At 56.5% G+C, this 11,368-nt stretch carries 8 protein-coding genes and 4 pseudogenes; 11 read left to right on the plus strand and 1 reads right to left on the minus strand.

Translation table 11 applies throughout. The features are described 5' to 3' along the window. The 11 genes and pseudogenes from HDG39_RS33950 to HDG39_RS34000 form a co-directional block, all read left to right on the plus strand. Positions 1–218, plus strand: a pseudogene (locus HDG39_RS33950) (IS6 family transposase); the annotation flags it as partial. A gap of 505 nt (positions 219–723) precedes the next feature. Next, positions 724–2,022 (plus strand): SidA/IucD/PvdA family monooxygenase, encoded by a 1,299-nt coding sequence (locus HDG39_RS33955; RefSeq protein WP_184012587.1) that lies wholly within the window; start codon positions 724–726, stop codon positions 2,020–2,022. Next, the gene (locus HDG39_RS33960; protein ID WP_184012589.1) at positions 2,019–3,185 is read left to right on the plus strand and encodes an MFS transporter; all 1,167 of its coding nucleotides are present in this window, start codon (positions 2,019–2,021) and stop codon (positions 3,183–3,185) included. Before HDG39_RS33955 ends, HDG39_RS33960 begins: the two co-directional genes overlap by 4 nt. A gap of 47 nt (positions 3,186–3,232) precedes the next feature. Continuing rightward, on the plus strand, positions 3,233–4,495 hold the full coding sequence (locus HDG39_RS33965; RefSeq protein ID WP_184012591.1) for an ATP-grasp domain-containing protein: 1,263 nt from the start codon (positions 3,233–3,235) through the stop codon (positions 4,493–4,495). A gap of 28 nt (positions 4,496–4,523) precedes the next feature. Continuing rightward, positions 4,524–4,919: a cupin domain-containing protein gene (locus HDG39_RS33970; protein ID WP_184012593.1), complete on the plus strand. Its 396-nt coding sequence runs from the start codon at positions 4,524–4,526 to the stop codon at positions 4,917–4,919. Beyond that, positions 4,916–6,148: a diaminopimelate decarboxylase gene (gene lysA / locus HDG39_RS33975; RefSeq protein WP_184012595.1), complete on the plus strand. Its 1,233-nt coding sequence runs from the start codon at positions 4,916–4,918 to the stop codon at positions 6,146–6,148. Before HDG39_RS33970 ends, lysA begins: the two co-directional genes overlap by 4 nt. Before the next feature lie 103 nt (positions 6,149–6,251). Beyond that, positions 6,252–8,129 carry a class I tRNA ligase family protein gene (locus tag HDG39_RS33980; protein ID WP_184012597.1) on the plus strand — a complete coding sequence of 626 codons (1,878 nt, stop codon included), beginning with the start codon at positions 6,252–6,254 and terminating at the stop codon, positions 8,127–8,129. After that, positions 8,126–9,175: an NAD(P)/FAD-dependent oxidoreductase gene (locus HDG39_RS33985; protein WP_184012599.1), complete on the plus strand. Its 1,050-nt coding sequence runs from the start codon at positions 8,126–8,128 to the stop codon at positions 9,173–9,175. The genes HDG39_RS33980 and HDG39_RS33985 overlap by 4 nt, the downstream gene beginning before the upstream one ends. A gap of 4 nt (positions 9,176–9,179) precedes the next feature. Continuing rightward, positions 9,180–10,280 (plus strand): methyltransferase, encoded by a 1,101-nt coding sequence (locus HDG39_RS33990; RefSeq protein ID WP_184012601.1) that lies wholly within the window; start codon positions 9,180–9,182, stop codon positions 10,278–10,280. A gap of 235 nt (positions 10,281–10,515) precedes the next feature. Beyond that, a pseudogene (locus tag HDG39_RS33995) lies at positions 10,516–10,713 on the plus strand (transposase); the annotation flags it as partial. A 3-nt stretch (positions 10,714–10,716) separates the two neighbouring features. Continuing rightward, positions 10,717–11,055 (plus strand): annotated as a pseudogene (locus HDG39_RS34000) (transposase); the annotation flags it as partial. 7 nt (positions 11,056–11,062) lie between these two features. Here the strand turns inward: HDG39_RS34000 and HDG39_RS34005 are convergent. Then, positions 11,063–11,194: pseudogene (locus HDG39_RS34005) on the minus strand (IS630-like element ISCARN102 family transposase); the annotation flags it as partial. Positions 11,195–11,368 lie beyond the last annotated feature (174 nt).

The raw sequence follows: 11,368 nt of genomic DNA on the forward strand, positions 1-11,368 counted from the left end.
GCCATCAGCCCACGCGTGAACGCGAGCGACGTATACGTGGTTTCCGCCTGCCCGGGCGCACGCAGGCGTTCCTGTCGTGCTTCGGTCCGATCCGGCAACACTTCGCGCTCAAGCGTCATCTGCTGCGCGCTTCGCTTTATCGAAAGCAGCTCGCGACCCGGTTTGAAGCCTGGCGTCTTTTCACCGGTCTCACCCAGAATCCGTCTGCTGTCTTCTGAGCGATTATTTTGCCTGAACACGACTCGTCCCGTGATCGGCAACGTGACAAAGCCGTATAACGCTATGGCTTGAGCCGTGTGCATTAAAAGGTGCATGCACGGTTCTGAGGGGGCCGCTGTGCAGCAATGCACGGCGGCTACCCGACATAAGCGTGCTGCCTAAACCTGCCAGTCAACATCGTGGAACTGTTTGCAATCCGGGAGGCGTCCACATAAGACCTTCCTTAACAGACCTCTATGGGTAATTTCGCGACAGCTTCTTGCCCAACGGGCCGACGTATATCAGATTTGAAAGTGGCTCTCAACGATTGATATTTCAATGTTTGAGCTCAAGTTAGTAAAATCGCTGGCAGAAGCAACTCTGCTGCCTTCGCCAACATACCCCGCGTGGTTGCGATTGATGGTTTGGTGATTCCGTTGCGCTTGTCTGCCAGTCTCCTGGTATCCTTAAATAAGACGGTCGCCGCGTCGATTTTTAAAGGAGCCCGCTTAACGGGGTTTACGCATGGATGTGCAAGATTTGGTCGGTATAGGCTTTGGCCCTTCCCATATCGGATTGGCGGTTTCTCTTCAGGAAGACTACCGCGAGCAAATAAACGACAAGAAAATTGTATTTCTTGAGGCCAAGGAAAAGCACGGTTGGCATCATCCAATGCTATTGCCAGGTTCCAGGATGCAGATTTCCTTTATGAAAGATCTGTGCTTTCTGAGAAACCCACGGAGTCGTTACACTTTCATCAATTACCTGCACGAACATAAGCGGCTGACTACGTTCGCAAATTTGCGTGACTTCAATCCGAGCAGAAGAGAATTTGATGATTACCTGCGTTGGGTGGCAGATCATTTCAATCATCTCACGTGTTACTCGTCACGGGTCGAGGCAGTGGTGCCGGTCGTGGGTAACGGTGAGGTGAGGTGCCTCGATCTGCACGTGCGCAACACACATAGCGAAGAAGTGCGCACTGTGCGGACCCGAAACCTGGCCGTTGCAATCGGCGGCGAGCCCGTCATGCCTGTAGATAGTGCCAGCCCGCATGTCTTCCACGCTTCGTGTTTCCTTGAGAAGATCTCGAAATACGACAACAACAAGGCGTACCGTTTTCTGGTCGTGGGAGCCGGGCAAAGTGCTGCGGAAATCTATCAATACCTCATTGCTAATTTCATAAAATCTGACATACGGGTTGTATCCAGTGGTATTGGTTTCAAGCAGGCGGACGAGAGCGAATACGTAAACGAGATATTCGATAACAAGATGGTGGATCGTGTCTATGGGCTCGGCGAAGCAAGTCGCCGGAACCTGCTGCGTAAGCATTTTGATACGAATTACTCGGTGGTGGACCAGGAGATTATACAAAGCCTTTATAGAGATGAGTATGAGGCATCTGTTTCCAGCGAAGAAGGCCGCTTTGGGGTATTGAAATTTAGTCGACTGGTCGCTTTGGATGAATCCGAATATGGCCTGACGGCTGTGTTGGAATCTACGTTGGAAGACGAGGTCATAAAGCAGGATGCTGACGTGATAATTTGTGCAACCGGGTATAGTCGCAAAAATAGTATCGAGCTATTGAAAAATACCAGGCGCTATTGGCTCGGACAGCCTGATCGACCGCATCTGAGTCGCAATTATGCTATTAGGACCCTTGATAATTTTTATCCTGGCATTTACGTCCAGGGCATGTCCGAAAGCACGCATGGTTTGAGCGATACCTTGCTATCAGTGATTGCGCGGCGTGCGCACGAAGTCAGCAGCGAAATCGTGAAAAAGTGCGTGACCGACCCGCTGACTCCGGAGGCCGAAGGATGAAAGGGCTAACCCGGGAAGGTGGCGTTTTCCTCTTCTGCTCCACGGCCTATCGGCTGGCTTCCGGGGCGCTGTTAGTGTCGTTGACATGGACGATCCTGAATCAGCACGAAGGCGGCTATCTGCCGTTGGCGTTCGCAATTTTCTGCTCGTTCATTCCGGCGTTCATCACACCAGCGTTGGTCCGCCGCTTCTCCTCACGAATGAACGGCCGGCAAATGAGCGTCGGGTTTTTGGGATGTCTGGCGGTGCTCAGCGTCGTCGCGGGGGTGAGCCGAAATAGCACGGCTGCGCTGCTGGCGGCGAACCTGATGATCTGGCTGATCTTCATGTTGCTGGAGGCAAGCCTCGATATGTGGTTCACACAAGTCCAGCGCGGGGTCCCAGAGGCGCTCGTCCGGCGCATCAGCGGTGCGACCACGGCCAGCAGCCAGGCGGCGCTGATGGTCGGTCCGCTCCTCGCCGCGGGGTTTACGCCAATACTGGGAGGCTTAGGTTTTTCCGTTCTTTTGGCGGCGGTGTTCCTGCTAGTCGGCATGCTTTGCCATACGCGTAACGGGAATACCGGTGCTGCCGAACGAACTCAGGACACGGTCTCAGCACCGCGGTTGCCGTTGGCCGTTTTCGTCCCGATGGTTCTCATCTGGCCGACGCTTGGGGCGTTCAACTTCATGCTGCCGGTGTATGTGGCAAAGAATGGGTGGGCCCTGTTCGAACTGGGCGTTCTCGATGCAGCGTTCGGCCTGGGCATGGCGCTTATCGGCCTCCTGATTATCCTTGGCGCGCTGGGCAAAGGCCTGATCGCTTTCCTGTCGGGCCTGGTCGCGCTCGCCTTTGCCGCCATAGGTACATGGCTTCTGGTTGCCGACAGTTTGCTGCCGAAAGCGATAAGCTTGTTGATCTTGGGCATGGCGTTCGGCGGCATACGAGTGCATATCCGTGCCGCAATTGCCTTTCGCTACAGTGAAGCCGCTGTTGGTCGTTGTGTCAGCCAGGCGAATGCATTGGCCACGCCGGTCCTCTTGCTAATCTTGATTGTGCAACTGGTCGCAATCGAATCCGCGTGGCTGCTGCCGTTCCTGATGATCGTGCTGTCCATTGGGCTTCTGATGCAGGCATCTGCCACTCGCTTTGCGCAAGACGGCGAAATTGCCGATCCAGCCTGAACGGTCCAGTCGAGACAGTCTCGTTTCTTCTTGTTGAGGACTCACCCATGAATGCGGAAAATCGTTATGCGTTGCTGATCGGCGCCGACTTACCGATGCGTGAACGTGCGGTGCTATGCACGGCGCGCGCCTTGAACATGCCGGTGGTGATTCTGGCATATCCAGGTGATGTACTGGCGCAGAGGCGGCGGCCGGCCGCCAGTCTCGCTGACGATTACATCGTCAGCCCGTTCTTGCTCGACCCGGCGCGCGCCTTGGGAGCGGTGCAGGCTTATGAACGCAATACTGGATCGACTCCTGCCGCCGTGGTGCCAGTGAACGATTTCGTCCTCGAAGCTGGGTCTGCGATTGCGCGACACTACGGCGCGCCGTTCCTCTCTGACGAGGTAATCCTCCGCTGCCGCGACAAGCTGGTAATGAAGGACGTCCTGGCCGCAGCCGGGTTGAAGGTGGCAGAGACGCTGGCAGTAAACGACGAAGTTGCCCACTACCAATTCAAGGAGGGCGATAAAGCCATCTTCAAGCCTAGCGTGTTTGGTGGCAGTGGTGGCGTGCGACTGGTACGCAATGAGGAGGAACTGAAGCTGGCGATGGCCGATGCGGCAGAGTTGCTGCACCGCTACAAGGACATCCTCTATATCAATCCTGAGCGGATTCACCTGGAGGCATTCCTCGACAGCGAGTTAGAGGTGTCTGTCGAGGTGTTCTGCACGCCGTCAGCCTGTCGCGCCGCCGCCGTGACGCACAAGCAACTGTCCCCGCGCCCGTACTTCGCCGAGATGGGCCATGTGGTCCCCTACGACGGCACAGATTACGACAGGTTGCGCGCTACCGCCGCTCAGGCGTGCGAGGCCTTGGGCATTGATCGGGGAGTCGCGCATGTGGAAATTAAAGTGGTGGACGGCGCCCCTTACATCATCGAGGTTGGCGCCCGACCCGCGGGCGACCGGATCATCGACCTGGTTTATCGCGCTCTTGATATTGACCTCTACGCGCTGCACGCCCGCAGTTATCTAAATCTCTGGGATGAGCTTCCAGTCGCCAGACGCAAAGGCACGGCTGCAGTGGCGTTCCTGAAGGCCGCCGCGGGCAGCATCGCGAAAATAAACCCCATCGAGCTCCCGGCTGGGGTGCACGAAATCAGCCTCTACAAAGGGGTTGGGGAGAGAACGGTGCTGAACTCGCAGAATTTCGAGACGCGCGAAGGGCACGTCGAATGGTTCTGGCCGACTCAGCAGAGCACCGTGCCGGATTTCATGACCGAGACTGCCAGACTGTCGACTCAGCTGTTCGACATCAAGCAGGTGTGAACCTGGCGATCTTTAACAAGGCCAGATAATGCTGGATAATCGTTCAATCATTTCATTGGCCGTGCCGGCCTCTGACGTCACACGGGTGAAAACGCCGCCAGAGAAGTGCCGCCGTGGCGCTCCGGTCCAGACCTTCCACAAATACTTTGAAAGTCACGACCGCCTGTTCATGGTGGGCATGTGGGAGTGTGACGAAGGCAGTTTCACGGTCAACTTCACGGGACACGAGTTTGCCCATCTTCTTGAGGGAGAAATTCAAATCGAGGACGAATCTGGTGATGTCGTCCACTTCCGACCAGGCATGCAGTTGGTGTTCCCGGCCGGCTACAGAGGTACGTGGAACGTGATCAAGAAATCACGCAAATCCTTCATCTGGTACGAACTGTCTGCACCAGAACAACAATACGGACATCCATCGACGTGAGCGCATTTAGTACGCAACTGCTGAAGTCTCTTGCTGCGGAGTTTGATACGCCGTACTGGGTGTACGACGCGGCAGCGATCCGCCGACGCGTCGAGCAGTTGAAGGTGTTCGACACTGTCCGTTATGCCCAGAAGGCCAACCCGAACATCCATATCCTCAAGTTGTTGAAGGATTTGGGCGTGTTGGTCGACGCAGTCTCGCTCGGAGAAATCGAGCGGGCGCACCGCGCTGGGTTTCGCAATGTCGATGGACTGGCGCAGATCGTCTACACATCCGATGTGTTGGACGAAGCCACCATCGCGCGAGTGATCGAACTGGATATCCCAGTCAACGCCGGCTCGCCTCAGATGCTCGAGCAGATTGGCACAGCCAACCCTGGACACAGGGTCTGGCTCAGGATTAATCCTGGATTCGGCCATGGACATAGCCGCAAGACAAACACGGGCGGGGAAAGTAGTAAGCATGGCAACTGGCACGAATATCTGGACCAGTGCTATCGCCTGATCGAGATCCACCAATTGCACCTGGTTGGATTGCATATGCACATCGGCTCCGGTGTCGATTACCAGCATCTTCAGCGAGTCTGCTCGGCGATGATCGAGCAGGTACGTCGTTGTCCATTCGATATACAGGCGATCTCGGCCGGAGGCGGTTTACCCGTTGCCTACAAAGATACTGATCCGCAGATTGATGTCTCCGAGTACTACCGTCTCTGGGATGGGGCCCGGAGACAGATAGAGGGACACCTGGGGCATCCGGTGACATTGGAGATCGAACCCGGAAGGATAGTCGTAGCCGAGTCAGGGTGTCTGGTAACGGAGGTGCGTGCACACAAGGAGGTGGGAGCAAATCACTTCGTGCTGGTCAACTCGGGGTTCAACGACCTCATGCGCCCGGCCTTCTATGGCAGCTATCACCGGATTTCCGCCATCGGGAATCACGCCGACCTGTCGACCGCGACGCTTCGTCCCACGGTCGTCGCGGGCGCCTTGTGCGAAGCAGGAGACGTTTTCACGCAGCAGGCCACGGCGGAAATCGAACAGCGGCTTTTACCGGAAGTTGATGTCAATGACATGCTGGTTTTTCACGATTGCGGTGCCTATGGCGCCAGTATGTCCTCCAATTACAACAGCCGGCCACTGCTGCCTGAGTTGTTGGTGGACGATGGCTCAGTAAAACTCATTCGCCGCCGCCAGACATTGGAAGATCTGTTGCAACTGGAAATTTAACGGATCAACGGGAGCGTCATTCACGGGTGGACCGAGTCTCTGCCTCGAAGACGCCTTGCTCGAATTTCATTAACTTAAAACAGAGCGTCAGCAGGGTGAAGGCATGCAAGCCATAAGAAAACACGAGCAGTTTGCGATCAGCGATGAATACGGTGCTCAGCTCAAGCGAATCTATCCTGCCCCACCCCTGCAGACGCCCTTCGGTTCTGCCTGCGTGACAGTCAAAGCCGGTACCGCAAGCAAACCGCACCGGCACCACGAACATGAGACTTTCATCATTCTTCAAGGCGCAGGTACGTTCGTGCAGGATGACGTGCGATCGGATATTTCCACTGGTGACGTTGTCTATATCATCCCCCTCTCCGAGCATGCCATTGAGGCCGACGCAGGGGGAGACGTCCAGTTCATAAGCATCTGGTGGGATGACAAGGTCGAGCCAGTTACTGACGACAGCACCCGGTATGTCGTCTTCACCCCGCCTCCCACACCCAATGGTGACCTCCATCTCGGCCACATCGCTGGCCCCTACATCTCGGCCGACATCATTCGGCGTCACCTGCGCAGTCAGGGCAAGATTGCCCACCTGATCGTCGGCACTGACAAAAGCCAGTCATATGTCGACCTGAAGGCCCGGCAGCGAGATGTGTCGGCTCAGAACGTCTATCAGCGCTACACGCAGTCCATCATGCAGACGTTTGAACGTGCAGGCATCGAGTATGACGCGGTGCACGATTGCGACAGCGAATTTCATGTCGCCTTCGTCCATGACTTTATCCGCCTGTTGCTGGATAAAGGCATTCTACGTATCCACCTCAACGGCAGTGCGTACTGCGACAACTGTCGGGTGGAGGTGTTCGATGCCTTTGCCAAAGGCTCCTGCCCTTCATGCGGGGCATCCTCCAACGGCTGTGTTTGCGAGGACTGCGGCAGCCCGAACAACAGTTATGATCTCGGCAATCTGTGCTGTAACCTGTGCGGTGCTGTACCGGTATCACGGCAGTTCCCAAAGGGCGTTCTGGATCTCGAACGGTGTCGCGGTCTCTTTGCTGAGGCAGCCTTCCAGATCAACATGCCACCTAAGCTCGCGACATACCTGCAAGTTCAAGATGCTCGACCCATGGACGACTACGTCGTTACCTTTCAAGGCGATTGGGGCATCGCATCGCAGTATCCGATGCTCGCCGGGCAGACGTATCTGGCATGGATCGAGATGGCAGCGGGTTACGTGGCCGCGCTTTACAAAGCCGTCTTTAACGAAGAAACCTCGAACGTCGAACAGGCGATCGAGCGACTAAACAAGGCCGACTTCGAAGTTATACATCTGATGGGCTTTGACAACTCCTTCTACTACGCGTATCTCTATCCTAGAATTCTCGCCGCCATAGGGCTTCGCGGGCTGAAGATCACCTTTGCCGTAAACGAATTTCTGTTGCTCGAGCAACTAAAGTTCTCCACAAGCCGCGGTCATGCTATCTGGGCCAACGATGTCTTCACCTCTGCACAAATCACTGACTGGTATCGCTTCTTTCTCTCACTGAAGCGGCCGGAGGCCAGTCGCGAGAACTATCAGTCCGACGAGTTCGAACGCTTTCGCCTTGAGTGCAGTGAACGACTCTCCACGCTGTCCTCCTGTCATCAGACACGTCTGGATCGATTCAGCGGAGGGGTGGCACCAGTCGAGGCCGGCTCCTGGAATCGTTTGCAGATAGAGTACGCTGCGTTCTTCGCGCGGCATGAGCAGCACCTGCTCAATACGCTGAGCGCTCCGAATAGCTACACGGTCAAACAGTATGCCAATGCGGTTCAGCAACTGATCGATAGCATCAGTCACTTCCAACGCCTCACCAGTGCGCACTATCTCGACGGCGCCGCGCCAGATGAGCGCCGGACAAGCCTCTTCATCGAGGCGGGTGCTGTAGTGAAGCTGCATGAGCATTTGGCCTGTTTGATGCCCAACGTCACCAGGGAACTGCTGGGATGAGTGGATTGTGCGCGCCGGGTGAGCACTATGACGTACTGGTCATCGGGGCTGGGATAGTCGGTCTGTGTGCGGCCTTTCATTTGGCCCAGCGAAAATTACGTGTCGGCCTTCTGGAACAGCGACAGGCGCCGGACAATGCAACGCTCAGCTCGGGTGCCGGCATTCGCTTCTACGACCCACATCCCGAGATTTCAGCTTGGGTGGAAGACAGTCATGCGTTCTACTCCCGGCTTGACTTGGGCGCTGGATTCCGGGCCTGTCCGAGCTATTACGGCATATCCTCGCGGGATGCTCAAGGACTGCCGGCAGAGGCCGAGCAGCGAGGCTTCAGAGTCCTCTCGCCGGCACAACTCCAGACCCGTTGGCCAGGGTTGGACTGGCGAGCGATGGATTGTGTTATTGAAGACCCTCGCGCCGGTTTCAGAGATTCCCAGCACGTCTGGCGTCTGCTTATCGAACACTGTAACCGCCTCGGTGTGCGAATGGGTTTTGGTTCGCCCGTGCGGCGTTGGGCCGAGTGCGGCGTTGGGCATCATCACCTGTGGACCGACGGCGCGCGATACTCCGCCCAACATGTCATCCTGGCCACTGGCTATTGGACCCCCACGCTGCTGGCGCAACTTGGCCTGCCGAAGCTGGTACGTAATCGGACCGTCACCATCCACTACATGGAAAAGTCACCGTTAGCTTATGACTTGCCATTTCTGGTCGAGCACGAGAGCGGTTTCCATGCGCGGCCTACAGCGAGCGGAGGAATTCTCTTCGGCATTCCGCAAGCTGATTGGGACGTCGACCCCGATCATTTGCCGGATCGCGGCAGACAGCAGGTGGATGCAGCAGTGCGCCACCTGCAAGGCTATCTGCGCGTACCGGTATCGACGGCTCGGTTGATCACCGTTCGTTCCGCCGACGCGTACCCCGGCGAAACGTCTCCGGGAACCGGGCGGTGGCCGCCGTCTTTCCACCTCCTGGCCTTCGGCCAGGGCGCAGCCTTCAAGTACGCTCCGGCCCGGACACTCTCATATCTCGATACGATTTTCAAGTGAAAACATGACCAATCAGGGAACCATTGATTTCCGTGGGACACTATCCAGTTCGGAAGGGCTGGTCCATACACTCGTCAACGCCTACATGCTCTCCGCGGCTCTGTTTAGTTGCGTGGAGTTGGATATCTTCACCAGTCTCGACCAACGCCCGGGCCTGACGTTGCAAGAATTAGCGGAGTTGAGCGCGATATCTCGCAAGCAAACGCAGAAGCTGATTTCTTTCTGTTTGTCTGTTGGCTTGATCCGGCAGACGGGTGAACAGTTCTACAATTCCCCCGACGCACAAAAGCTATTGTCACTGCATAGCGCTAGCAACCTCTGCGCTGCCATCGGGCACCACCGCAAGCATGTCTATCCGCTATTTGGCCAGTTGAGCGATTCGCTGCGCCGTGAGGCGCCGATTTCCCATTTGCTGCGACTGGACGAACAGGCGGCTACGGACAATGAGTTCTACGCCGAGCTTGATAAGAATGCGCGTGAATTCAATCTGTTTATGGCAGCGATGAACACTTTCAGCCGAGGGGCCGGTGCGCGCCTTGCGCAGACCCTGTCCGAGCGGGGCAACGCGTCCAGCTCGCTGCGCATTCTGGACCTTGGTGGCGGTGGTGGACAAGTCGCCATCGAACTCGCTAAGGCCTTGCCGTCAAGCCAGATCACCCTGGTCGATCTGGCGAAGGCAGTGAGCTACGCACGGGAACAAGTCGTTTCGAATGTGCTCAGCGACCAGATCGCCTGTCAGGAGGGCGATATCTTCTCCACTCTCCCCTTCGCGGCCGACGCGTTCGACATCGTGCTGATATCTGCAGTACTTGGCGACTGGAGTCTCGACTATCAAAGCCGCCTGCTGGCCAACGCTCACTTTCACCTCAAGTCAGATGGCGTGCTGGTGGTGAGTGAGACGCTTCTGGACGATGACCTCTCCGGACCGATCCTGCCAACGCTGATGAGCCTCTATGTGCAGATTCTCACAGAGGGCGGCGAGAACTTCACTCCTCAAGCGCTGACCCGATTGCTCGAAGACAATGGGTTTGGGAACGTGGAACTGTACTGGAACAGAGCCGCCGGATGCCGGGATACCGTGCTGGCGAAGAAGATCGAGAGCTGAGTCGCCTCCGGCGTTCGGCATGGACTGAACGCCGTTGGCTTGCCAGGGAATGTCTTATGTTGGCGCCCACCGGATTGCAAACAATATTGCAACGTTATCCGCTGGTAAATGCGACAGGCTTGCGTCGGACCAGTTTGAGCGGGTCGGTATCATTCCAGTTCAAGCTTTGAAAGCGCGGCTAGCTTGCAAGATCGACGCAATAGGCGCGAGGCGTAGCGTGACTCCGGCCTTTGAAGCACAACGAATCACCCTCGTGATGGACAACTTGAACACCCACACGGCCGCGGCCCTTTACGAAACCTTCCCGCCGTCCCAGGCCAAAGCGCTGTGGGATCGCTTCGAGTTCGTCTACACACCCAAACATCGCAGTTGGCTGAACATGGCCGAGATCGAACTCGATGTGATGATCAAGCAGTGTCTGGCCCGGCGCATCCGGATAGCCGCCATGGAAAACGTGCTCGATATCTACCACCGCCCCTACGACGCAGCGCACCCCGTGGTGTGTATGGACGAAACGCCCCGGCAGTTGATTAGCCAGACTCGCGAACCGATCAAGGCGGCACCGGGGCGTCTTGCGCGTGAGGACTACGAGTACGAGCGCTGCGGCGTGTGCAATGTCTTCATGGCATCGGAACCGCTAGCCGGGCGGCGTTTTACCAAAGTCACCGAATCACGCACTAAAGTGCAATGGGCTCGCTTCGTACAGGACATTGCCCACGCCTACGAACTCCGCATTTGCTTGCGGCGGGATGATCCAGCCTATTTTTCGCCAGGGCTTTAAGGAAGGAAGACGCATCGCAATTCAGCAGAATGAGCCCGTTGATTATCTTGCGGGATTGGTGCGAACCTTTACTCACAATCGCTTCGAGTTGATCTCTTTCTTCAGCTGTCAGGGTAACGATGTATTTTTCCATCCCCCGATTTTCGGCGAAGCCGCCCGAGTTTACAATGGCTTGCGCCCCGAATTCGACGACAGTTCACGCGTGTCGCGACACTAGAGGGTGTTAGGCACTTTTTGTCGGACCTGGTATCCTGGCAGGATGAAAAAACGCAGGCCATACCCAACGGATGTGTCGGACGAAGAATGG

Origin of the sequence: Paraburkholderia lebeckiae, from assembly GCF_014201005.1 — a bacterium.
Taxonomy (GTDB): Bacteria; Pseudomonadota; Gammaproteobacteria; order Burkholderiales; family Burkholderiaceae; genus Paraburkholderia; species Paraburkholderia tuberum.